Source organism: Metaclostridioides mangenotii, from assembly GCF_018917235.1.
Classification (GTDB): domain Bacteria; phylum Bacillota; class Clostridia; order Peptostreptococcales; family Peptostreptococcaceae; genus Metaclostridioides.
The window spans coordinates 51,503-76,912 of record NZ_JAHLOF010000008.1 but is presented as its reverse complement, the minus strand read 5'-3'; the positions used below and the strand labels follow the sequence as shown (position 1 = coordinate 76,912).

The 25,410-nt window shown below is 31.3% G+C and carries 24 protein-coding genes and 1 other annotated feature; of the genes, 16 read left to right on the top strand and 8 right to left on the bottom strand.

From position 1 onward, the window contains the following. Positions 1-13: 13 nt before the first annotated feature. On the bottom strand, positions 14-1,195 hold the full coding sequence (locus KQI18_RS11860) for a pyridoxal phosphate-dependent aminotransferase (protein ID WP_216468136.1): 1,182 nt from the start codon (positions 1,193-1,195) through the stop codon (positions 14-16). Positions 1,196-1,661: 466 nt separating this feature from the next. Here KQI18_RS11860 and KQI18_RS11855 point away from each other — a divergent pair, with 466 nt between their 5' ends. The 10 genes from KQI18_RS11855 to KQI18_RS11810 all read left to right on the top strand — a co-directional run bounded on the left by KQI18_RS11855 (position 1,662) and on the right by KQI18_RS11810 (position 11,648). Next, positions 1,662-4,013: an anaerobic ribonucleoside triphosphate reductase gene (locus tag KQI18_RS11855; RefSeq protein WP_216468129.1), complete on the top strand. Its 2,352-nt coding sequence runs from the start codon at positions 1,662-1,664 to the stop codon at positions 4,011-4,013. A 52-nt stretch (positions 4,014-4,065) separates the two neighbouring features. Further along, on the top strand, positions 4,066-4,605 hold the full coding sequence (gene nrdG, locus KQI18_RS11850) for an anaerobic ribonucleoside-triphosphate reductase activating protein (protein ID WP_216468128.1): 540 nt from the start codon (positions 4,066-4,068) through the stop codon (positions 4,603-4,605). 273 nt (positions 4,606-4,878) lie between these two features. After that, positions 4,879-5,073, top strand: a complete 195-nt coding sequence (locus KQI18_RS11845) for a DUF378 domain-containing protein (RefSeq protein ID WP_216468126.1) — start codon at positions 4,879-4,881, stop codon at positions 5,071-5,073. Positions 5,074-5,165: 92 nt separating this feature from the next. Beyond that, positions 5,166-6,719 (top strand): aminotransferase class I/II-fold pyridoxal phosphate-dependent enzyme, encoded by a 1,554-nt coding sequence (locus tag KQI18_RS11840; protein WP_216468124.1) that lies wholly within the window; start codon positions 5,166-5,168, stop codon positions 6,717-6,719. A gap of 16 nt (positions 6,720-6,735) precedes the next feature. Beyond that, a complete protein-coding gene (locus KQI18_RS11835; protein ID WP_216468119.1) occupies positions 6,736-7,425 on the top strand; it encodes a dTMP kinase in 690 nt (229 codons plus the stop codon). A 3-nt stretch (positions 7,426-7,428) separates the two neighbouring features. After that, on the top strand, positions 7,429-8,364 hold the full coding sequence (locus KQI18_RS11830; RefSeq protein WP_216468114.1) for an ATP-binding protein: 936 nt from the start codon (positions 7,429-7,431) through the stop codon (positions 8,362-8,364). Beyond that, positions 8,361-9,254: a PSP1 domain-containing protein gene (locus tag KQI18_RS11825; RefSeq protein ID WP_216468112.1), complete on the top strand. Its 894-nt coding sequence runs from the start codon at positions 8,361-8,363 to the stop codon at positions 9,252-9,254. Before KQI18_RS11830 ends, KQI18_RS11825 begins: the two co-directional genes overlap by 4 nt. 69 nt (positions 9,255-9,323) lie before the next feature. Beyond that, positions 9,324-10,076: a tRNA1(Val) (adenine(37)-N6)-methyltransferase gene (locus KQI18_RS11820; protein WP_216468110.1), complete on the top strand. Its 753-nt coding sequence runs from the start codon at positions 9,324-9,326 to the stop codon at positions 10,074-10,076. Next, positions 10,077-10,913, top strand: a complete 837-nt coding sequence (gene rsmI / locus KQI18_RS11815; RefSeq protein WP_216468108.1) for a 16S rRNA (cytidine(1402)-2'-O)-methyltransferase — start codon at positions 10,077-10,079, stop codon at positions 10,911-10,913. 15 nt (positions 10,914-10,928) lie between these two features. Continuing rightward, on the top strand, positions 10,929-11,648 hold the full coding sequence (locus KQI18_RS11810; protein WP_216468106.1) for an HD domain-containing protein: 720 nt from the start codon (positions 10,929-10,931) through the stop codon (positions 11,646-11,648). A gap of 91 nt (positions 11,649-11,739) precedes the next feature. On the opposite strand, the gene KQI18_RS11805 is transcribed toward KQI18_RS11810, so the two are convergent. Together KQI18_RS11805 and KQI18_RS11800 are read right to left on the bottom strand one after the other, a co-directional pair. Next, positions 11,740-12,168 (bottom strand): Lrp/AsnC family transcriptional regulator, encoded by a 429-nt coding sequence (locus KQI18_RS11805; protein ID WP_216468104.1) that lies wholly within the window; start codon positions 12,166-12,168, stop codon positions 11,740-11,742. A 30-nt stretch (positions 12,169-12,198) separates the two neighbouring features. After that, positions 12,199-13,629 (bottom strand): nicotinate phosphoribosyltransferase, encoded by a 1,431-nt coding sequence (locus KQI18_RS11800; protein WP_216468103.1) that lies wholly within the window; start codon positions 13,627-13,629, stop codon positions 12,199-12,201. A gap of 130 nt (positions 13,630-13,759) precedes the next feature. Here KQI18_RS11800 and KQI18_RS11795 point away from each other — a divergent pair, with 130 nt between their 5' ends. The 5 genes from KQI18_RS11795 to KQI18_RS14475 all read left to right on the top strand — a co-directional run bounded on the left by KQI18_RS11795 (position 13,760) and on the right by KQI18_RS14475 (position 20,929). Beyond that, positions 13,760-14,344, top strand: coding sequence for a nucleoside recognition domain-containing protein (locus KQI18_RS11795; protein ID WP_216468101.1), 585 nt, complete (start codon positions 13,760-13,762; stop codon positions 14,342-14,344). Positions 14,345-14,473: 129 nt separating this feature from the next. Then, positions 14,474-14,917, top strand: a complete 444-nt coding sequence (locus tag KQI18_RS11790; protein ID WP_257432014.1) for a nucleoside recognition domain-containing protein — start codon at positions 14,474-14,476, stop codon at positions 14,915-14,917. Positions 14,918-15,174: 257 nt separating this feature from the next. Next, positions 15,175-15,395, top strand: a binding site (T-box leader). Between the two features lie 203 nt (positions 15,396-15,598). Continuing rightward, a complete protein-coding gene (gene metG / locus KQI18_RS11785; protein WP_216468094.1) occupies positions 15,599-17,530 on the top strand; it encodes a methionine--tRNA ligase in 1,932 nt (643 codons plus the stop codon). A 31-nt stretch (positions 17,531-17,561) separates the two neighbouring features. Next, entirely contained in the window at positions 17,562-18,332 is a 771-nt protein-coding gene (locus KQI18_RS11780) for a TatD family hydrolase (protein ID WP_216468092.1), read from the top strand. 308 nt (positions 18,333-18,640) lie between these two features. Further along, positions 18,641-20,929: a cell wall-binding repeat-containing protein gene (locus KQI18_RS14475; protein WP_216468088.1), complete on the top strand. Its 2,289-nt coding sequence runs from the start codon at positions 18,641-18,643 to the stop codon at positions 20,927-20,929. An 85-nt stretch (positions 20,930-21,014) separates the two neighbouring features. Here KQI18_RS14475 and KQI18_RS11770 read toward each other — a convergent pair whose 3' ends face one another. The 4 genes from KQI18_RS11770 to KQI18_RS11755 form a co-directional block, all read right to left on the bottom strand. Next, a complete protein-coding gene (locus KQI18_RS11770) occupies positions 21,015-21,395 on the bottom strand; it encodes a YxeA family protein (RefSeq protein ID WP_216468086.1) in 381 nt (126 codons plus the stop codon). 251 nt (positions 21,396-21,646) lie between these two features. Next, positions 21,647-22,489 carry a pirin family protein gene (locus KQI18_RS11765; RefSeq protein WP_216468085.1) on the bottom strand — a complete coding sequence of 281 codons (843 nt, stop codon included), beginning with the start codon at positions 22,487-22,489 and terminating at the stop codon, positions 21,647-21,649. A 62-nt stretch (positions 22,490-22,551) separates the two neighbouring features. Beyond that, positions 22,552-23,151, bottom strand: a complete 600-nt coding sequence (locus KQI18_RS11760) for a nitroreductase family protein (RefSeq protein WP_216468078.1) — start codon at positions 23,149-23,151, stop codon at positions 22,552-22,554. Positions 23,152-23,215: 64 nt separating this feature from the next. Beyond that, positions 23,216-23,659 (bottom strand): MarR family winged helix-turn-helix transcriptional regulator, encoded by a 444-nt coding sequence (locus KQI18_RS11755; protein WP_216468076.1) that lies wholly within the window; start codon positions 23,657-23,659, stop codon positions 23,216-23,218. Between the two features lie 224 nt (positions 23,660-23,883). Between KQI18_RS11755 and KQI18_RS11750 the strand changes: the two genes are divergently transcribed. Continuing rightward, positions 23,884-24,609 (top strand): L-2-amino-thiazoline-4-carboxylic acid hydrolase, encoded by a 726-nt coding sequence (locus KQI18_RS11750; protein ID WP_216468072.1) that lies wholly within the window; start codon positions 23,884-23,886, stop codon positions 24,607-24,609. A 65-nt stretch (positions 24,610-24,674) separates the two neighbouring features. Here KQI18_RS11750 and KQI18_RS11745 read toward each other — a convergent pair whose 3' ends face one another. Then, a complete protein-coding gene (locus KQI18_RS11745) occupies positions 24,675-25,388 on the bottom strand; it encodes an MBL fold metallo-hydrolase (RefSeq protein ID WP_216468070.1) in 714 nt (237 codons plus the stop codon). Positions 25,389-25,410: the final 22 nt, after the last annotated feature.

Genomic DNA, 25,410 nt, shown 5'->3' with positions numbered 1-25,410 from the left:
GTCTCTTCAACAACTACATAATTGAAGATATGAATTTATCTAATCTATCCAATCCTTCTAAGAATTCCTTTTCATTACAAGCGTATGAAATTCTAACGTAATTGTCTAGGCCAAATGCTTTTCCAGGTACAACTGCAACTCTTGATTTTTCTAGGAAATCAGCACAGAATTCTATCGAAAAACTGTCTTTAAAGTTGTACTTATCAGCAACTTTGCTAAGATCGATAAATGCATAGAATGCTCCATCTGGGCTTACATATCCTACATTTTCCATTGAGTCTAATTTTTCTATTATAAGATTTCTTCTATATTTGTATGTTTCAACCATCTCATCTATCTCTTTTGAACAGTCTTTTAAGGCCCCATAAGCTATGTATTGAGATGTTAAACTTGGATGTGATACCAAATGTCCTTGTATAGAACTCATAGATTTAGCGATCTCTTTATTAGATGCGGTGTAGCCAATTCTAAGTCCAGTCATAGCAGCTGATTTTGAGAATCCATTTATTGTAATTGTAATATTCTTTGCTTCTTCACTTAATGATGCTATTGATGTGAATTCATCTACGTAACATATTCTTTCGTAAATTTCATCTGCCAATATGTATATATTATTTTTTATACATACATCAACAATGGCCTCTAATTCACTTTTAGTGTATACACTGCCTGTTGGATTTGATGGATTTGTTATAACGATAGCTTTAGTTTTAGGAGTTATTGCTTCCTCTAACTCTTCTTTTGTAACTTTAAATCCATTTACTTTCTTAGTATCTAAAAATGCTGGTACAGCACCTAGTAGTTTTACTGTTTCTGGATAGCTAACCCAATATGGTTTTGGAAGTATTACCTCATCACCATAATTAGTAATTGCTAATAAAGCATTAGTAATTGAATTTTTAGCCCCACTTGAAACTACAATTTCATCTGGTGTGTAATTACATTTATTTTCTTCTTTCAATTTTTTACAAATTTCTTCTCTTAATATTGCAAGACCTGGAACCAAATCGTATTTAGTTTGATTTTCGTTTAGCGAATTTATTCCATAAGATTTTGCTTTTTCGGGTACATTGAAGTCCGGCTCACCAATACTAAGGTTTATTACATCAATTCCGTCTTTTTTCATTTCTTTTACTTTAGAACTAATACCTACTGTATAGGATGGAGTTAAAAAGTTTAGTCTATCTGATAACATAAGATCCCTCCTTAAAAGTAACTATTTATATTATACGATAAAAAATGAATTTAACATATAAAATTATTCTATTATTACAAAAATTATACGTAAAAATATTAAAAAATTTATTTTTGTTATAAGCATTACAAATGCTTATGTTCAAAATATGCAGATAGCAATTCCAATAAGTTGAACAATATTGACTATCTCAATTAAATTTGGTAATCTTTATATAGAACAAAAGGAAACTCCCTTTAACGATGTTGAAGGGGATTTTTTTCGACATTTAATACTATATATAGTGGTCGTATAAAAATTAACCACTATATATAGTAAGTGATTATGTACTAATCGAAGACTATGAAGCGCATGCTACGCCATGTAATCCATGTAATCATAGTAAATTATATTGTATAAAATAAGCATATCTTAAGATTTATAACAAAAGAAGAGAAGATTTATTCGGTGAATGGGGGATATTTAAGTGGTAGAGTTTGTAAAAAAGAGAGATGGAAGAGTAATACCTTTTAATCAAGATAGAGTGACCAGAGCTATATTTTTGGCTGCTACAAGTGTAGCAGAAAAGGAAGGTACAGTTCCTGATTATAAAGTGTCTGAGGAATTGACTAATGAAGTTATAAGACATTTAAATAAAAAGTTCACAGAAGAAGTTCCAGGAGTTGAAGACGTACAAGATGCAGTTGTAAAGATATTAATAGAATCTGGACATGCGCGTACTAGTGAAGAATACATAATATACAGAACAGAGAGAAGTAGAATTAGAAATTCAAAGACTAGACTTATGAAGTCAATAGAAGAAATAACTTTTGAAGATGCAGACAATGCCGACATAAAAAGAGAAAATGCTAACATAAATGGAAATACCGCTATGGGAACTATGTTACAGTACGGAAGTACTGTATCAAAAGAATTTTGTAAGACTTATTCTTTAAAACCAGAACATGCTTTTGCACATGACAATGGAGATATACATATACATGATATGGACTTCTTTAATATGGGGACTCTTACATGTTGTCAAATTGATGTAAGAAAATTATTTGAAGGTGGATTTTCAACGGGACATGGTTTCTTAAGAGAACCAAATGACATAATAAGCTACGGTGCATTAGCAGCTATCGCAATTCAAAGTAACCAGAATGATCAACACGGTGGTCAAAGTATACCATTCTTTGATTATGGACTAGCTGAAGGGGTTTATAAGACTTTTAAAAAGTTTTATATAGGAAATATTTCTAAGTCGTTAAAACTATTCAAGGGAATTGATGATGAATCTAAAATAAAAGAAATAGTTTATACAACTGAAGAAGAAACGTCTAAAAAGGTTGCATTAAAAAGGGACGAAAATTACCTAAGAGTAGAGTGTGCTAAACTTATAAAAGAATTTGATATAGACGAAGAACTTGCTAATAAAATACAAGATTTCGCTTATGAAGAATCTGTAAGAGAGACAGATAAGAGAACTTATCAATCTATGGAGGCCTTTATACACAACTTAAATACTATGCACTCTAGAGCAGGCGCTCAGGTTCCGTTCTCTAGTGTTAACTTCGGTACAGATGTATCAGAAGAGGGTAGAATGATAACTAAAAATTTACTTTTATCTTTAGAAAAAGGTCTTGGAAATGGTGAAACTCCTATTTTCCCAATACTTATTTTTAAAGTAAAAGAAGGGATTAGTTTAAACTCAGAAGATCCAAACTACGATTTATTTAAGCTTGCGTGTAGAGTATCTGCAAAGAGATTATTCCCGAATTTTAGTTTCTTAGATGCACCATATAATGCTAAATATTACAAAGAGGGAGATCCGGATACTGAAGCTACTTACATGGGATGTAGGACTAGAGTTGTATCAAATGTATGTGGGCCTGAAACTGTAAGCGGAAGAGGCAATTTATCTTTCTCAACTATTAATCTTCCTAGACTTGGAATCAAACATGGGATAGTGAACGATGGAAACACTGATATAGAAGGATTTTTTAAAGAATTAGATGAGAAGATAGACTTATTAATAGACCAATTACTAGAGAGAATGCACGTCCAAGGGAACAAGAGAATGAAAAACTTCCCATTCTTGATGGGACAAGGTGTATGGCTGGATTCTGATAAATTAGATCCGGATGATAAGTTGAATGAGATTATAAAACAAGGAACACTTACAGTAGGATTTATAGGACTTGCTGAGTGTTTAGTAGGACTTATTGGAAAACACCATGGAGAAAGTGAAGAAGCTCAAGACTTGGGAATTAAGATAATATCTCACATGAGAAAGAGAATGGATGATGCAGCAGATAAGTATAAATTAAACTTCTCATTAATCGCGACTCCTGCTGAAGGTCTTTCTGGTAGATTTACTAGAATAGATAAAAGAGTATACGGTGAGATAGAAGGAGTAACAGATAGAGATTACTACACAAATTCATTCCATGTACCTGTTTACTATAATATAAGTGCATTTGATAAAATAGAAAAGGAAGCTCCATATCATGAACTTACTAATGCTGGACATATAACTTATGTTGAGCTAGACGGAGATACTTCAAACAATTTAGAGGCTTTTGAAACTATAATAAAAGCTATGAAGGAAATGGGTATAGGATACGGAAGCATTAATCACCCTGTCGATAGAGATCCTGTATGTGGATTCTCTGGTGTTATACCTGGAAACATATGTCCAGTGTGTGGAAGAGATGAAAACAACAGCCCTGTGAAGTTTGAAAGAATAAGAAGAATTACTGGATATCTAGTTGGGACAGTAGATAGATTTAATAACGCTAAAAAAGCGGAAGTAATGGACAGAGTGAAACATAAATAATAGATTAACATATAAACTTACGATAAAATTATAGATTTTGGGGGATTAATTAATGAAATTAAGATTATCATCATCAATTACCTCTGACAGTATTGTAGATGGACCAGGACTAAGAATGGTAATATGGACTCAAGGTTGTATTCATAACTGTGTGGACTGTCATAATCCACAGACACACGATATTTGTGGTGGGTATGAAATTGAAACAAGTGATATAATAAATAAACTAAAAACTTTAAAACTTCAAAAAGGAATTACGTTGTCTGGTGGGGAACCATTCTTACAGCCAGAAGCTTTAGAGGAAATAGCATTTGAAGCTAAAAAATATGGTCTAGATGTATGGGCGTATACAGGATTTACGTATGAAAAACTATTGGACAAGTCTAATGACTCGTACTTTAAAAATTTAAATCTTCTAAAAAATATTGATATATTAGTAGATGGTAAATTTGTGAAAGAAAAAAAGGATATAAGTCTTACATTTAGAGGTTCTTCCAATCAGAGGATAATCGATGTACAAAAGAGCTTAAAAAATAAGAAAGTTTGTTTAAGTAATGTATACGTAGATAGAGATCTATCTATTGCAAAATAAAATAAAAAATTAATGGTAAAGTTATATATTAAAAATAAGGTCTGGGTTACAACTCAGACCTTATTTTGGTTGGTTTATTAACATATAATGTTATTTGTTGAATTATTACAATAAAAATTGTATTGTTTATAAATATTAATTGTATTTAATAAAAAGTAAGCGAAATTGCTTGAAATTAAAAAAATATGTTAAAATTATTATATAATTTAATATTATGGGCAAGCTATTCTCAGGAATTATTATAAAAAATTTTTCTTGAGGAGTGATTATTTAATGAGAAAATTTGCTTTATTATTAGCAATAATAGGAGCTCTTAACTGGGGAGCTATTGGAATATTAGGTATAGACTTAATAGGAAGTATATTTGGTGGTACTTACGCAATGGTAAGTAGAATAATTTACTTTATAGTTGGTCTTGCTGGACTTTACTTAATACCAAGTTTAATGTCAGACGATAGAAAATACTAATCTATAAGTTTAAGCCGTTGATATAAATCAGCGGCTTATATATTTTATAGTAAATTAATTTATAATATTAAGCTTTGGAGGAATATGGGAATATGAAAAACTTTATCATAGATCAATTAATAGAAAATAAGAATAAAGAGATTGTATCATTTCACACTCCTGGTCATAAAAATGGAAGAATATATGAAGAGTTAGGATACAGAGATGTCTTAAATAAATTGTACAAAATTGATACTACTGAAATAATTGGAACTGATAATTTACACTTACCAGAAGGAATTATAAAAAAAGCTCAGGATAGAGCAGCTAAAGTGTTTAACGCGAAACATACATATTTTTTAATAAATGGTAGTACATGTGGTGTACAAGCATCTATATTGTCTGTATGCGATAAGTATGGAAGTAAAATAATAGTAAATAGAGATTGCCATCAATCAGTAGTAAACACGTGTATACTTGGAGATATAGAACCAGTATACATTAATTGCCAAATATGTGAAAAATCTAGTGTACTTAAGGGTGTAAATTTTAAAGATGTGAAAGTAGTTATAGATGAAAATCTAGATGCAAAAGCTTTAGTACTTACATATCCAACTTATTATGGAATGACTTATGATTTAAAAAAGATATGTGATTATGCTCATAATAATGGAATTATTGTAATTGTAGATGAAGCGCATGGTGCTCATTTAGAGCTTAGTGAAGATCTCCCAATGAGTTCTTTGTGTCTTGGAGCAGATTTAGTAATTCAAAGTTGTCATAAAACTCTTCCTTCATTTACTCAATCTTCCTTATTGCATATAGGAAGTAATATTATAGATGTAGATAGATTATCGAGTTTTCTTAGAATATTGGAGTCCTCTAGTCCATCTTATTTACTTTTGGCATCACTTGAAATTTCAATCGATATTTATGAAAAACATGGAAATAAACTTATGAAGGAGCTTTTAAATAATATAGATAACTTTAAAATAGATTTTGAAGTTGAAAGTTTGGATGATATAGACAATTTATTAAATGGAAAATCAAACTTAGTACATGATAAAAATAGGCAAAGTAATGGATTATCTAGGGATGTGTGCGTACATAGATGTAAAAAAGATACAAAAGGATTTAAAATATATCAGACTTCAGATAAAACAAAAATATTTATATCATCAAAAGAATTAGGTATTGATGGTTACAAACTCGAAGAGATGCTAAGGTATGATCACAATATACAGGTTGAACTTTCAAACCATAGTGGAGTACTTTTATTATGTAGTATTGCAAATAACATAAATGACTTTAAAAAACTAAAGGATGCACTTATAGATATAAGAAAAGATGCTTTAGTTTCCGAATTTTTAGATGATAAAAGAGAAGTAAATGATATTGAATTTCCAAAAACATTGCCTGAAAAAATAGTAAGTCCATCACAAGCATTTTATAAACATACGAAAAGTGTTAAAATAGATGAAAGTGTAGGTAAGGTATGTGCGGAATGTATAACTCCTTATCCACCAGGAGTAAATATAATATCTCCAGGTGAGATAATTGAAAGTAGTATTATTGAGTATATACTATACTGTAAAGACAATGGAATGAATATTAGTGGAACTAAGGATAAAGATTTAAATTTTATTGAGGTTATAGATGACATATAAGTTGGAGGTATCAAAATTGAGCGGTAAATTGATAATTATTGAGAGTGGATCTGATGCTAGTGGAAAAGCGACTCAGACAAAGAGATTATTTGATAGATTGATAGATGAAGGTCATGATGTTAAAAAGGTAGAATATCCAAATTACAAATCTGATTCATCAGCGCTAGTAAAAATGTATTTGAAAGGGGATTTCGGAAAAAATGCATCTGATGTGGATCCATATGTAGCATCTACATTTTTTACTGTTGATAGGTATGCATCGTTTAAGACGGAGTGGGAAGATTTTTATACTTCTGGTGGTATTATCATTGCAGATAGATACACTACATCTAATATGGTACATCAAGCATCTAAAATGGATGTATCTGAAAGAGATAAGTATCTAGATTGGCTTACTGAATACGAATTTAATATGTTTAAAATCCCTAAGCCAGATTGTGTAATATTTTTAGATGTACCTATAGAATACAGTACTGAGCTTATGAAAAATAGAAAGAATAAAATAACAGGCGAAGATGAAAAGGATATACACGAGTTAGATATCGATTATCTTACAAAATGCTACAATAATTCTATTGATATAGCTAAAAAATACAATTGGAGTAAGATCGATTGTGTTGAGAATGGGAAGTTGAAGAGTATAAACGATATACATAAAGAAGTATATAATTATGCTATTAGAACAATAAAAAATGTGGAGAGATAGATTATGTATTTTGATAATATAATAGGTCAAAGTTTTGCTAAAAGATACCTAAAAAGTTCAATAGATAATGACAAGCTAAATAGTGCTTACATGTTTGAAGGAATAGATGGAATAGGCAAGAAAAAAACTGCTTACGAACTATCTAAAATACTTTTAGAAATTGAGCATCCTGAAAATAGCCCAGACTATATAAATATATCCCCTAGTGGAAGTAGTATAAAAGTTGAGCAAATTAGAAAATTACAGTCAGATATAATAATAAAACCACACAATAAATATAAAATTTATATATTAAATAGTGCAGAAAAAATGACTGTAGAAGCACAGAATGCACTTCTTAAGACATTAGAGGAGCCACCTGAGTATGCAATAATAATTTTAGTTACCAATAACAAAGAGGCTATGTTAGATACGATTAAATCTAGATGTGATATTGTTAAGTTTAATTCTATTCCTAATAATGATATGGTAAAATATCTTGTTCAAAATGGAGTTGAAGAAAATAAGGCATCTCTAATAACTGCATTTTCAAGAGGTAGTTTAGAGAGAGCTTTGGATTTAACTAATTCAAATGAGTTTACAGAGATGAGAGATGATGTCCAAAAATACATAGAGGTATTATTTGATAGGAATACAGTTGAGATTTTGGAATTGCCATCTGAAATAGACAAATACAAGTCGGAAATAATAGATATATTAGATATTATGATAGATTATTTTAGGGATATTATATTGATTAAAGAGCGTGTTGACAGAGGGATGTTAATAAATATAGATAAAATAATGTTCCTTAAAAACATATGTATAAAAATTACCTATTCTCAACTATCTAGAATTATTGGTATAATAGAAGAAGCTAAGAAAAAAGCTAGAAGTAATTGTAACTTTAATATAAATATGCAAGTCATGTTTTTAAATATATACGAGGTGATTAAATGATAAAGATAGTAGGTGTAAGGTTTAAAAATGCTGGTAAAGTATACTACTTTGATCCAGTTGATTTTGATATAGAGAAAGACATGGATGTTGTTGTTGAGACAGCTAGAGGATTGGAATTTGGTAAAGTTGTAGTCGGACCAAGAGAGATGGATGAGGAAGAACTTGCTACTGCTTTAAAACCTATTATAAGAATAGCGACAGAAGACGATAAAAATATCTACCGCGAAAATAAGGAAAAAGCTAAAGAAACTTTTGAAGTTTGCCAGAAAAAGATAAAAGAGCATAATTTAGATATGTATCTTATTGATTGTGAGTACACTTTTGATAGAAATAAATTAATATTCTACTTTACAGCTGAGGGTAGAATAGATTTTAGAGAGCTTGTAAAAGATCTGGCTGTTATTTTTAAAACTAGGATAGAACTTAGACAAATAGGAGTAAGGGATGAGGCAAAATCAATAGGTGGACTTGGACCTTGTGGGAGAAAGCTATGCTGTTCGTCTTGGCTAGGTGATTTTCAACCTGTTTCAATTAAGATGGCTAAGGATCAAAGTTTATCGTTAAACCCTACTAAAATTTCTGGTATTTGCGCTAGGTTATTCTGTTGTCTTAAATATGAGCATGAGGTATATGCAGAAGCTTTAGATAAAATGCCAGTTGTTGGAGCGTTAGTTTCTACAGAAGATGGTAAAGGAAAAGTTTGTGAAATGAATCCGCTTCTTGAGCAAATTAAGGTAGAATTTCCAGATAAGACTATCAAGCTGTATATGAGAGAAGATATTAAGATCTTAAAAGAACCTAAAAAGTGTGACCACTGCAATTGTCACAACAAGCACGAAGACGGATTGGATGCAGCGACTCTTAAAGAGCTAAAGAGATTAGAAGATTAATATAGATGACTAAAAATTGGTGGGATTATTTCCACCTTTTTTTAATCAAAGACGTAGAAAGGAGCAATTATGAAGGTTGAGTTAAAACCGACTGAAAGAATAGATGATTTACAACTAAAAGGTCTTAAGTTAATACAAGATACAGAGGGATTTTGTTTTGGAATAGATGCAGTACTACTTGCAAATTTTGTAAAGATAAAAAAAGGCGCAAGAGTAGTTGACCTTGGAACTGGAACAGGGATAATACCGACTTTAATCGCTGGAAAAAGCGATGCGAATAAAATTATAGGTGTAGAAATACAAGAAGATGTATATGAAATGGCAACTAGATCAGTTATGCTCAATAATATAGAGGACAGAGTGGAAATAATAAAAGGGGATATAAGGGAGATTGAAAAAACTCTGGGTAAAAATTTATATAATGTAGTTACCTCAAATCCTCCGTATATGCATTCAGATGGTATTAAAAATCCAAATGATAAAAAGGCTATATCAAGACATGAAGTTAAATGTAATGTAGAAGATGTGATTAGAGCAGCTTCTGCGTTACTAGTGAATCAAGGGAAATTTTATATGATTCACAGACCTACTAGACTTATAGATATTGTTACAATTGGTCGTAAATACAAGATGGAGCCAAAGGTGATTAGATTTATACATCCAAAGCCTAATAAAGCACCTAACTTGTTATTAGTGGAATATTCAAAATGTGGGAGGCCGGATTTGAAAATTATGGATCCGCTTTATGTTTACGAAGAAGATGGTAATTACACAGAGGAAATTAAACGTATATACACAAATGAAGATATAGGAGAGATTTAGATGAGTGGTAAATTATACATATGTCCTACTCCAATTGGCAATTTAGAGGACATAACATATAGAACTTTGAGGGTGCTTAATGAGGTAGATCTGATAGCTGCGGAAGATACTAGACACAGTATAAAGTTATTAAATCACTTTGATATATCAAAGCCTTTGACTAGCTATCACGAACACAATGAAAGCTCAAAGGGTGAATACCTTATAAGCAAATTGCAAAGTGGTGAAAATATAGCTATTATTAGTGATGCAGGCATGCCTGGTATTTCAGATCCTGGTGAAGGAATAATAAAAATGGCAATAGCCAATAATATAGAGGTCGAGGTTTTACCAGGAGCTACAGCTTTCGTAACTGCTCTGGTTGGCTCTGGTATGGATACAGGTAAGTTTGTATTCGAAGGGTTTTTAGATAGAGATAAAAAAATTAGACGTAAAAGATTAGAAGAAATAAAAGAAGAAGACAGAACCATAATACTGTATGAATCGCCTCATAGACTAAAAGAAACACTAAAAGATATTCTTAAAATCCTTGGAAATAGAAAAGTATGCGTAAATAGAGAAATCTCAAAGAAATATCAGGAAATATTAAGAGATGATATCGAAACGATAATTGGTATATTTAACAGCAGAGAAGAGGTAAAAGGAGAGTTTGTGTTAATCTTAGAGGGATTTACAGGTGAAAAGAGCAAAGTAGATGATTATAGCTCGCTAAACGATCGAGAGTATGTTTTAAAACTAATGCAAAATGGTATAGATAAAAAAGAAGCCATAAAATTGGTGTGTAAAGACAGAAAACTCAAGAAAGACATAGTGTATAAGCAGGTATTAGATATATAAAGTAGGTGCATTTTAATGGAATACACTAAAGAATTTATTAGTTGTTTTAGTAAGTGTAATGCAAGTGAAAGTTTATTAAATTTTGAAAAAAAAGGCGTTTTAGAAAAAATTATACCTCAAGTAGCTGAAATGAAAGTAGTGGGTGAGTGCAAATATCACAAAGTAAATTGCTTTGAACATTCTATAAACGCATTAAAGGAGTACGAAGTAATTTTATCTTTAGGAGCAAAGAATTTCTTTTCGAATCATCTATCTGACTATATAGAGAAGTATTTAGATTCTGTAGTAAGTGAAGGAATGGATAAGAGAGATGTGTTAAAGGTTGGAATTCTATTACATGATATTGGCAAACCTGCCAGTAGAACAGTGGATGTGGAAGGAAGAGCACATTTTAGAGGTCATGATATTATAGGAGCCTCTATATCAAGTGATTTATTATCTAAAAAAAATCTAGATAAAAGTCTTATAGATTTAGTATGTAAATACGTAAGGCATCATATGGTATTACTTCAGCTGTTTAAGACTAATGACTTGAGTAAAAAAAATTTGTATGAGATATTTGAAGAATTACAAGATGATACCATAGGTATGATGATTCTTGGATATGTAGATATAATTTCGACGAGAAGACTCTTAGACCCCAAGGAAGATCCTGGAATATTAAAAGTTTTTGCTGAATATGTAATGACAAATTATATATACTTTTACAAACAAAATAGTAAAACCGTACAGTAAGTTAAACTGTACGGTTTTTATGTTTTTATCATTTAGATGAAAAAAATATGAAAAAACAGGAGACTCTATAGCTGAGCCCCCCGTTTCAAATTTATAAAATTGATTTTGCTTGTATCGGTGTCGACAGGATAACCGAAGTTTTAGTCGATCCAATTGTTTTGATACTGTCGATAACGTTTTCTAATTCGTACATATCTTTAACGATAACCTTTAATAGAGAACAGTCATCTCCAGTTATATGATGACATTCAACTATACGAGGATCTTTTCTCGCGGAATCAATAAACTCACCATATTGATCACTTGGCAAAGCGATGTGTATAAACGCCTTTATAACTCGTCCTAGTTTATCAGGGTTTACAATAGCCTTGTAACCTTCTATTATTCCAGCCTCTTCCAATCTTTTAACTCTTTCTGATACAGCAGGAGAAGTTAAACCAACTATCTTGCCTAAATCTTTCATGGAGACTCTTCCATCTTCTTGCAAAATTTCTATGATTCTGTAATCTGTAACATCCATCAACTATTCCTCCCTTAATGAAAAATGATATTATAGAGCTTTTTTAGAATCTATCATTTTTGTTTTTAAATCCCATAATTTTTTTGATAGGTCGACTTTATAAATGTGTGGATTGGAAAGCCTTTTATATTGATTCCAAATCGTGCTTAATTCATATTGTACATGATTTTTTATTTCAGTAACAGTCTTTTTATTATATTTAGAAGTTCCATTTATATAAAGAGGTTTTAACAGCTCTTTTACTTTATATTTTTTAAATGTTTTAGTTTTCCAAGTATATGTCGGATGGAAAATCTCTAGAGGCTTTGATTCATCTAGCTCCTCATGGTTTAGCATGATCAAATCGGCTTCCGCCTTGCCAATTTCATTGTAAATCCTTACCACTTTTTTGTATCCAGGATTGTTTATTTTTTCTGGATTGGCAGAAATTTTTATTTTTGGGATAATTTCTCCATCTTCAATAGATGCTGCTAGTTTATAAACTCCGCCAAGTGCAGGGGAATCCGCAGAAGTAATAAGTTTTGTACCTACTCCCCAAGAATTAATTTTGGCACCCTCGGCTTTTAGATTTGTTATTTTATATTCATCTAAATCGTTGGATGCAGTGATTGTTATATCGGAAAAACCGGCATCATCAAGCATTTTCTTCGCTTCCTTAGATAAATAAGTAAGGTCACCTGAATCGAGTCTTATACCAATTGGTTTATAACCTTTTGTAGTTATATCTTTAAATACTTTTATAGCATTTGGTACTCCACTTTCTAGCACATTATATGTGTCGACAAGTAACATACATTTATCTGGATAAACATTTGCGTAAGCTTGAAAAGCTTCCAGTTCATCATCAAATTTTTGTACCCAGCTATGAGCATGTGTTCCTGCTATTGGTAGATCGAATTTTTTACCAGCAAGGACATTGGAAGTGGCTACACAACCACCGATAACAGCAGCTCTGGCTCCATATATGCCAGCATCAGGTCCTTGGGCTCTACGTAAACCAAACTCTAGTACAGGGTCTCCTTTAGCTGCAAAACAGACTCTAGAGGCTTTTGTAGCAATTAGAGACTGGAAGTTTACCATAGTAAGCATTGCTGTTTCTATTATTTGAGCTTGATACAAAGGTGCTTTAACCGTTATAACAGGTTCATCAGGGAACATTATAGTACCCTCTTCAACAGCATATATGTCTCCAGTGAATTTGAAATTTTTCATAAAATCTAAGAACTTATCTGAAAATAAATTTAAACTCTTTAGATATTCCATATCGGAATCAGAGAAGTGTAAATTATCTATATATTCAACAAGCTGGTCTATTCCACAAATAATTGTATATCCACCATCACAAGCATTTTTTCTAAAGAACATGTCAAAGACAACCATATCTTCATGAACGTTGTTTTCAAAATAACCATTCAACATGGTTAGTTGATACAAGTCAGTAAGAAGCGTTAAATTTCTCATATGTAATCTCCTTATAATTAAAATTAAATAAAACTCTACACAATAATACTAAAACATAATATAGTCTAATTTTCAAGTATAAAGTATGCCCCTAAACTCATAAAATTATTCAAGAGGGAGGTGGTTTCGAATGGGAAAGATTTGGTTCTATATGATAACGATAGGAATAATTGGAAGTATTGCATTTAATAATCTAGGTGAATTGAATAAAGTAATACTTTCAGAAACATCCTCTGGAATAGATTTTGCTATAAGTCTTGCTGGTATTATGGCACTTTGGATGGGAATTATGAATATTGCAAAGGAATCAGGGCTAATTGAAAAGATAGGAGAAAAACTTAGCGGGATTATGAAACTTTTATTTCCGTCAGTACCTAGAGGACATAAAGCCATGTCTTATATGGTCATGAATATAGCTTTAAATATGCTAGGAGCAGGTAATGGAGCTACGGCATTTGGATTGAAGGCGATGGATGAGCTACAGACGTTAAATCACAAGAAAGACACTGCTACTAATGATATGATCATGTTTTTGGTTATAAATATTTCTTCAGTTCAGATTGTGCCTTTCACAATAATAAAATTGAGAATGGATATGGGATCACAAAATCCAAGTGAAATAATAATCACTACCCTGTTTGCAACTTTGATTTCCACTGTTGTTGCTATAGTTAGTTGTAAATTTTTTCAGAATAGACAGGGCACAAAAATATAAAAATCAAGTGTTTTTATAGTTAATGTTGAGATATGATAGGAGTGTATATAAATGGAGTTATTTTCAAATTTTCTAATACCCCTAATTATATTGTACATAGTAGGATATGGTAAATATAAAAAGGTTGATGTGTTTGACAGTTTTGTTAGAGGCGCAGTTGATGGATTAAAGGCAGCATGGGGCATCCTTCCGTACATAATAGGAATTTTTTTAGCTATTGGGATATTCAAGTCGGGTAAAGGAATAGAAATGTTAGAGTGGGTATTTTCACCGATTGCAAAAGCGATGAGCATACCAAAAGAATTAATTGGGCTTATTACTATAAAACCGTTGTCTGGAAGTGGAGCCCTTGGAGTTTACAGCGAATTGGCCCAGAGAGTAGGAATTGATACAATAGTAGAAAGGATGGGTTCTACTATTGTTGGAGCATCAGAGACAGTATTTTACACAATGGCTATATACTATGGAAGGTTAAAGATAAAAAATACTGGACACACGCTTACTTGTGCGTTGATTAGTCATGTAGCCGGAGTAATTGCATCTGTTTTTATTTGTTATGTGGTTTTTGTTTAGAAATCAAACCTAGATTTCTAAAATATCAATTATACTTTCCTATTTTTCATACCTAAAATAGGCAGATTTCACTAACTACTACTTATATAATTTATTTATATTTAAAACGATGCATATATTTACAGTTTTTAGGAATGATAGAGTATAAATTAAATTTTTATACTAAGTTGTTATTTTATAGTGTCTTTTAAATCTAAATCAAATGTATTATTCATTGACAAAATTGGATAATTTTTATAATATTAAGTTATATATCAATAAATGCTGAGAAGAGAAGAGTAGATAAATTATTTTTGCACAGAGAGTTAGAGTTTGGTGAAATCTAACGAAGAATATTTATTGAAGATGGCCTCGGAGCCTTTTGCCTGAAAAGTTTGTACTTTTAGGGCAGAACGTTTGGACTCGTTATAGTCTACTAAGAAGTCTGTATTTAATGCAGAATAATTAGGGTGGTACCGTGATTAATCTCGCCCCTATGAATTTCATAGGAGCGAGTTTTTTATTTATAAAATAAATTAATTAAATTAATTGTAAATTACAATTTAGTGTGTAAATAAAACCCCAAAATACTAAATTGATAAAACCCCAGAAAATCTACAAAGAGTGTTAAAGTTGTTTTTTAAATGTTTAATTCTAAGGTGGATTTTCAAAAATATTAATCAAATAATTAGGAGGTAAGCTATGAGTAAAAAGAGTTTTTATGTAACAACGCCTATATACTACCCAAGTGGAAGACTACATATAGGTCACACTTATACTACAGTGGCAGCAGATGCGATAGCTAGATATAAACGTTTCTGTGGCTATGATGTAAAGTTTTTGACAGGTACAGACGAACACGGAGAAAAAATTCAAAAAACAGCCATTAAAGAAGGAAAAACTGAAATAGAGTTTTTAGATGAGATTATTGCGAGTATAAAAGATCTATGGAAAAACCTTGATATTTCATACGACGATTTTATTAGAACAACTGAGACAAGACATACAGAAATAATTCAAAAGATATTTACTAAACTATATGAACAAGACGACATATATAAGGGTGAATACGAAGGCCATTACTGTACTCCATGCGAGAGTTATTGGACTGAATCGCAATTATTGGAAGAAAATAAATGCCCTGATTGTGGAAGAGAAACTTATATAGTTAAAGAAGAATCTTATTTCTTTAGACTTTCGAAATACGAAGATAAATTAAAGGAATTATTTAAGAGAGACGACTTCTGCGTACCAGCTGCTAGAAAAAATGAGATGGTTTCAAACTTCTTAGAAAAAGGTCTTGATGATCTTAGTGTAACAAGAACTACTTTTGATTGGGGTATAAAAGTTCCTTTCGATGAAAAACATGTAATATATGTTTGGGTAGATGCACTTTGCAACTACATTACCGCATTAGGATATATGACTGATCATAATGAAGAAATGGAAAAATTCTGGCCTGCAAATGTACAACTTGTTGGAAAAGAAATAGTTAGATTCCATACTATTATCTGGCCAGCAATATTGATGGCTTTAGGTCTAGAGGTTCCACAACAAGTATATGGAACTGGTTGGATACTTTTTGCTGATGACAAAATGAGTAAGTCAAAAGGAAATGTTGTTTATCCAGAACCTTTAATAGAAAGATATGGAGTAGATGCTCTTAAGTACTTCTTGCTTAGGGAATTTGCTTTCGGAAATGATGGAAGCTATACAAACAGAAACTTTATATCAAGAATCAACTCTGACTTAGCAAACGATCTAGGTAATCTTGTGAGTAGGACAATATCAATGGTTGAGAAGTACAATGATGGATTAATACCATCTCTAAAAGCAGAGACTGAGTTTGATTCAGAACTAAAGAGACAAGCAAAAGAGTCAGTTGAAAACTTCGATATAGAAATGGATAAATTACAGTTCCACGAAGCGTTGGAAAACTGCTGGAAGCTTGTAAGAAGAACTAATAAATATATCGACGAAACTATGCCTTGGGCTCTAGCTAAAGACGATAGTAAAAAAGATGTGTTAGACACAGTTCTATACAATCTGTGTGAATCCATAAGGATTATAGCGACGCTTATAAATCCAATTATGAATTTAACAGCGAATAAAATATATGATCAATTGGGAATTACAAGTCAAGAGGGTATAACAAACTGGGAGAGCGCAAAAACTTTTGGACTTCTAAATGAAGGTGTTAAAGTAACCAAAGGGGATGCACTATTCCCAAGACTTGATATAGACAAAGAAGTTGAAGAGCTTGAAACTCTATTCTCAGGTAAGCCTAAAGAAGAACCGCTAACTCACAAAGATGAAATAACTATAGATGATTTTGATAGAATTGAGCTTAGAGTGGGTAAAATTATAAAATGTGAAAAGCATCCAAAAGCAGATAAACTTTTAGTTTCACAAGTTAAGATTGGACCTGAAACAAGACAGATAGTTTCTGGGATAGCTAAGTGGTACAAACCTGAAGATCTAATAGGAAAAGAAGTCACAGTTGTATGCAATTTAAAACCAGTTAAACTTAGAGGAATAGAGTCTCAAGGAATGATATTAGCAGCTGGTGATGATGGGGATGACTTAGTACTTCCTCACACTACAGGAGCTAAGGATGGATGCGAAGTTCGTTAGTTATAAGTGAAATAAAAAAGGAAGTGAAGAGATGTTATTTGACTCACATGCACATTTAAATGATGAGCGATTTGATGAAGATAGAGATGAACTTATAAATTCTCTTAAAGAAAAGAGTGTTGATCTAGTTGTAAATCCGGGTGCGGATATAGAGACATCTAAGTCGGCAGTTGAATTGTCTAAGAAGTATGATTTTATATACGCTGCAGTTGGAGTTCATCCGCATGATGTATCAGATCTCGATGACACAGCGATTAATACTCTAAGGAAATTGGCAATTGAAAATAAAAAGGTAGTTGCCATAGGCGAAATTGGCTTAGATTATTACTATGACTATTCTCCAAGAGACTCACAGAAAGAGTGGTTTAAAAAGCAAATCCTGCTTGCAAATGAGCTTGAACTTCCAATAATCATACATGATAGAGATGCACATGCAGATACTTTTGACATAATAAAAGAGTATAAAAGCGATGAAATAGGTTGTGTACTTCATTGTTTTAGTGGAAGTGTAGAGTTAGCGAAAGAGTATATAAAATTGGGATGCTATATATCAATTCCAGGAACAGTAACTTTTAAAAACAGTAGAAAAGTTAGAGAAGTTGCTAGAGAGATACCTCTAGATAGGCTGTTTATAGAAACGGATTCTCCATATATGGCACCAGAGCCTCATAGAGGAAAGAGAAATGATCCTTCATTAGTAGCATTTGTGGCTGATAAAATTGCCCAGGAAAAGGGAATTTCGTATGAAGAGGTATGTGATAAAACTATGGAAAATGCTAAAAAATTTTTCGAAATAAAGTAATAATAATAAGGACATCTTATAAATAAGATGTTCTTTTTATGTTCTAAATAAATAATAAAGTTTATAAAGAAAAATAAATAGTAATTAAAATAAATAGTAATTAAAATAAATGTAAAAAGAGTTATAGATATATTTGTGAAATAATCTATAGCTCTTTTTTTATATTAAAAAATATTAAATAATTCCATAAGATACCATCATTTCACTACAAAAAAAAGGTCTTTTACAACATTTATATTGAAATAAAAAATTCATAAACATAAAATGGGACATATATACAATGATTGATAAAGAAGGGAGAGATAGGAGTGAATAAAAAATTAAAAAAGATTTTATCAGTAGCACTAACATTCGGAATGATAATTAGCTCAGCATCAAGTATAAATGCCTATGGGAAAAATACAGGACAAATTGATGTTAATAATGATCAGACTCCAATTGAAAGAAAGTCAATTAATAATTATTTTAAAAAAAATAGTAAAGAGGTACAAAAAACACCGGTATTAAATGACTGGGTAACTACAAAAACAGCTAGAGTGGGCAATGATACAGTACATTATATTGATGGACTTTCATTTGAAAATTACGATGATGGAGATCATACAACGGGTCTTAGCAACGTAATGCTTAATGTATTTGGTTGGGAGCGTTATGACAAGGCAGCTAAACTTGAAAAAGTAGTAGTTCCTCATATTGATATTGAGGCTAACTACACTGAGACAGAAGAGAAGACTGCGGGTGTGAGAATAGTATTAGCAGGATGGACGACAAATTTCGATTTTCAATTACCTAAGAGATTTATGAAGCCGGGTACAAATGTAGAAACACCAACAACTAAACTGTCAGAAACAGATGAAGAAACAGATGAAGAAAAAGGTGAAGTAGTTGATGGAGATATGGTATTTACAAGAGAAGAAATCTTAAATGCAATCAAAAAAGAAATGATTGCAGATGGAAAAGAAGTGCCTTCTAATGACGATGATATAGAAATGCCAAATGAATATCTTATTTACTATATACCTGTAAATGAAAAAGGTGAACAAATATACTGGAGAGGTATAAATAAGCTTGAGCAAAAATCACCAACTGAGTTTCACTACACAACAGTAGATAAACCTGTATATGAAAAAGGATTTTACGAATATTTTGATGCTTACTTTGATTGGTACACTACCTCTACAAATGACAGAACTGAATCAAGGACATCCATAAAATATCCTTATTATGAGACATCAGATATAAAAATTACCCCTGATAAGACAAGAGATTTAAATCCAGGGGATGTTGTAAATCTAGAAATAGAGATTAATAACCCAACGCAATACATAAAGAATAAATTCCTTACAGGAGGCTATGATGTAATCAAGTCTACAGGAGAAGAAAATAGGGTTGATGAATTTAATTTAAAAGATGAAAATGATACATGGGTGACTATAGAGCCTGGTCAAACTATAAATTACAAAAAAACATATACTATACCACAGGATTATAAGGGTGACAAGATAGAATTAAAGCCATATCTTTATGGAGTATATGCTGAGTACGACTACTCAACTGCTTCAAGTAAGCTTTATTTTGAACCAGATAGTCTCGAATACAATGATAGTGTTACATTATATATGAAAAAATCATCAGGTGGAGGTGGTGGAGGTTCAGTTGATCCAGGACCAAATCCACCATCTCCATCAAAGACTGTAATAATAGCAAGTGGAGAGAAGTATACAGACGTACTTACAGCGACAGTATTAGGAAATGAGAAAAATGCTCCAATACTACTTTCTCAAAAAGATAGAGTAGATGAGAAAACTCTAGCAGAGATTAAGAGATTAAATGCAGAAGATATAATAATCTCAGGAGGTACAGATTCTGTATCAAATAAAGTAGAAGAACAATTAAAAGATTATAATGTTACAAGGATAGCTGGTCAAGATAGATACGAAACTGCAGAAAAAATAGGTAACGAAGTAAGAAAAACAGGTAATAAAGAGGGAGCAATGTTAGTGGATGGGACAAACTTCCCGGATGTAATAACAATGTCAAGTTTAGCATCTCAGAAGAAAGTACCGATACTTCTAACAGAGCCACAAACATTGACAGATGCAGCTAAAGATACGATAAAAACTTGGGGAATAAATGATATAACTATAGGTGGAGGATATAATTCTGTATCTAAAGATATCGAGAATAACCTAGGAGTAAGTAAAATAACTAGATTTGGTGGGGAAGATAGATACAAAACTGCTGGGCTAATAGGTGATGAGGTTAGAAAAATATCAGGAAACAATGATGATATGATATTAGTAGATGGGATGGATTTCCCAGATGGAATTACAATAAATAGTTTAGCATCTTACTTTAAGGCACCGATAATGCTAACAGATCCAGAACATCTAAACAGTTTAACAGCAGATAAGATAAAAGAGTGGTCAATTAAAAATATACTAATAGGCGGAGGATATAACTCAGTATCAAAAGAAGTAGAAGATAACTTAGGTGTAAGTAAAAAAGAAAGAGTTGCTGGTCAAGATAGATATGAAACAGCAGTAAAGATATCTCAAAGACTATCTCAAACAGGTAAAGCTTTAGGAAGTAAATAAAAATAATAAATATATTAAGATGGTATCTCAAACTATTTATATGTAATTTGAGATACCATCTTTTTACTTGCTAAAATTGATCATTTTAATTTGAAGTTTTTATTTTCATTTGCTCCAAGACTTTTTGTGGTATTTCGCTCTTTTCAACCTCTCCCCAAGTCAGAACGCCTTTTTTATCGTTAACTAATAATTTTAAATATGCGTTTAATCTTAATGGAGAATTTCTATGTTCTCTCATATGGACAATTTTTGTTTTCTTTGTTTCACTATAGACATTTTGGTCGTAATTGTAAACTGACCAGTTATTAGATTTACTATCCTTTTCATTTTCTTTTTCTGGAGTAACTAATATTTGAGTATAATATATATTACCGCCATAATTATCATTGTACAATTTCCATAAGCCCCCACAAACTATTAAGGATAGACTTAATAAGCCTATAAAAAGTTTTGTTTTTGTTTTCATATTTATCACCCTAATAAATTGTAACATTGTTTTATAATTTTAAAGTTACATAGAACATATAATATTCTATCATTTTTGTAAGGTGAGTTTATCGGTTTATTAGTGTAAGGGAGCCTAAACTCTTAATACAGTATATTCCGTAAAATTTTTACAAAAATAAAATATGCCCACTATAAAGAGTTACGATCATCTATAAGATCTTCTTTTAAATAGAGGGCACATTTACTTAATATAATTAGTAGATTACTTATTTACTTTTTTGGGTTATGTTTAATAAAAGTACCCTCATCAAGTTCTCTGAAAGTTCTTTGAAGTTCTTCTTTAGTGTTCATTACTACAGGTCCTGCCCAAGCAATGGGTTCATGTAGAGGTTTTCCAGCGAATAGTACGAATCTGATTCCATTTTTAGATGATTTAATACTTAGTTCATCGCCTTTATTAAATAAAACAGCTGATTTGCTTTCGACTTTTTTGCCTTCAACAGTTCCTTCTCCATCAACTACGTATATAAATACATTATCTTCTTTGTTTAAATCTATATTGAATTCTTCATTAGGTTTTACATTTACATCCAGTAGAGTTACTTTTATATATTTAGGATCAACCCCTCTGGCCTTATCCATATAGTTACCTGAAATAACTTTCACAATGCTATTCTTATTTTCAACAGTTTTTATCATGTCTCCAGATATGTCAAAGTAATGCGGTTCAGCCATTTTATCTTCTTTCGGTAGATTTACCCAAAGTTGTAGTCCTAGCATCCTATCCGATGCTTTAGGCATCTCTTGATGCATTATACCACTACCTGTAGTCATCCATTGGCATTCGCCGTCTCTTATTACACCTTTATTACCTAAACTGTCTTGATGCTCCATTTCACCATTTATTAGGTATGTTACTGTTTCAATACCTCTATGTGGATGGAATGGAAACCCTTTTATATAATCATTTGGGTCTGTTGAATCAAATGCATCTAACATTAGAAATGGATCAAAATCATTTACTGTATCGTGTCCAAGCACTCTTACTAAATTAACACCAGCTCCGTCAACTGCGCGTTGTCCCTTTACTATCTTAACAATTTCTCTTTTCATATTTTTAACCACCAATCTATATTAATTATAAACTTATTATTGAATTTATTATTATGATCAACTTACTTGAAAACTTGAACTCTTTCAGTAAGAGGTCCGAATTCCTTTTCACCTGGCTCAGCTGTTGGCATTCCAAAAGGCATTTGAGCAACGAGTTTCCAATCTTTATTTATACCCCAAGTCTCTTTTACCTCATCGTCGATTATAGTATTATAATGTTGCAGGGAAGCACCAAATCCAGCATCTTCTAACATTGTCCAGACTGCTAGTTGATGCATTCCAGCAGTATGATTTGACCAATCATCAAACTTATCTGCATAGGAACCTGCACCATCTTTTGCAGCTTCTAATGGAGCAAAGTCTTCAAAGAATAATACTGTTCCATAACCATTAGCAAAAGAATCCATTTTCTGATCTGTTGGATCAAATTTTTCAGCAGGAACAATTTTTCTAAGTGTTTCTCTTACAATTTCCCACATTTTCAAATGTTCTTTACCAAGTAGTAGTACAATTCGGCTTGTCTGTGTATTAAACGCCGATGGTGTGTGTAACACTGCAAAATTCATAATTTCTTGTATTTGTTCGTCTGAAATAGGGCTTTCGTTTTTTATACCGTAATAACTTCTTCTATGTTTTAATGCTTCTTTAAAATTTCTTTCCATTTTTAATTCCTCCTTGTAATTTAGTACTAACTAGTAATATATTTGTTTTATTAAAGCGTATATTTTATACGCTTAATTTTATTAAAATGTCTATTAATTTGTGCTTTTCTTCAGAAGATATATATTTTAAAAAATCGTCTAAATCCAGTAAATGTTCTGGGAATATTTCTTCGATTTTACTCTTTCCCTTGTCTGTTATGTGAATTATATTAGATCGACTATCTTTAGGATCAGTGTATTTTTCGACCATTCCCTCCTTTACTAGATTATTTATAACTACAGTCATATTACCACCAGTTGCTAGAATCTTTTCTATAATTTCACCAATACGAAGGTCTCCTTTGTGGTATAAAACTTCTAAAACTGCAAACTGCATAGTTGATAATCCATGATTTCTAAAAACTGTATTCGATCTTCTGTTAAGTTTATTTGTACTTCTTGTAAGAGCTATTAATGTCTTTAGATTTAAGTCATTTTCTTTTCCATATGAGTTATTTTTTGTTTTCATGATTTAATTATATTACTAATTAGTAATAAATGCAATGCCTTTTTAAAAATTTATTGTTTTATCTAAGGTGACTTGATAGATTAGTTCTAGTATAATTAAATCAAATACTTACAAATAGTGTAAAATAATTATTTAATAAGTTATAAAAAGATTAATAAAAGTGTTATTTACTAAGGTTATTAAATGTTATAGAAAATTACTTTAATAATAAGGGGGAAGTTATTGTGAAAACTAGAGAGGAACTAGCGAAAGATTTCTACATTGACGATCATGCTGTACTATTTGGGCTTCTGTCAAAGTACTCAGAAATGATAAGTAAAGAAAACGGTCTAAAAGTAGCAGAAGAAGCAGTAATTACTTTTGGAAGAGAAAGAGGAATGCGATGTGCTATGCGTTGTTTACAGGATGGTGAGGAACTTAGTGTAGAAAATTATACGGTTTATGGAGAATGGGTCGACAATAGGGCATGGTCACAATCGGAAATTGAGACAATATCACCATCATTTAAAACAAAGATGACATCTTGTGGTTGGAGCAATAGTTGGAAAAAATATGGTTTAGAAAAATATAGTAAAATATACTGTTCAAATGTTGATGTAAGTTTAGCATATGGATTTAATCCAGATAATAAATTTAATTTAGATACTTCAATCTCATTTGGTGTTTCGTATTGTACTTTTAATTGGACGAACTTCTCATTTAAAAGCGAGGAAGAATTAAATAAAATGTTTGACAAGAGAAGTAGAGTTTTAGATAAGGTTATCAAAGATTTCTTATATCAGTGTGGACATGTTTTAAACGCTTTTAAGAGAGTAGCATTTTTTAATTTAGGTATAATAGATGGAAATAAAATAATTGATTCTGCCATGAAAGATTATCAAGAAATATTTGGTGAAGACAAGAAAAATGCAATAGTACGTGAATCACAACAGGATTTCTTAGTTATATAAATTATACTGAATGTTAATATTAATAAATAGCAATAAAAGATAACTATATAGTTATCTTTTATTGTTTAGCATTGTGTATGTAAAAATCGAATGATAGCCTCTTTTTTTAGAGGTAGACTATGATGGGATAATAAGCAAATATCAAAATCTAAATTTTCTAATGTATTTAATAAGCTCTTAATTTTATCAATATCATACTTACAGCCATTATAAAAATCTTTGCTATATGCATCGCCTATAAACACTACTTTTTCTGCTGGAACATAGGCTATTACAGAATCTTGTGAATGGGGAGAGATAATATTTTGTAGTATGACCTTGATCCCACCTAAATCTATCTCTAAATAGTCTTTAAACACAATATTAGAAGATACTACTTCTATATCATTTAGATACTTATATTCTTTACGGATATTTGTATCTGCAAATTCAATATCTTCACCAGTTTGAAGACGTTTTTTCATTTCTTGATCTGTCCATTTCCATTTAGCCATAGATTTCAATTTTTCATTAGTTATATGACATGCAATGGTTTTTCCAGGAACAAAACTCATACCAAAAGTATGATCCCAATGCCAATGTGTGATCGCGACATAGTCAGGAAGTTTCAAATTTGCTTCTTCTATTGATTGCATAAATAATTCAACATGGTTCTTTGAGTTGCCTGCATCGATCATTAATGAATATTTATCACCTTTAATATATCCTAAAAGAGGTCTGTCTGTTTCCTCACCATTTTCAAGATAGAAAACTCTTTCTGATATCTTATTAAAATTCATTGATATTCCAACCTTTCTATAA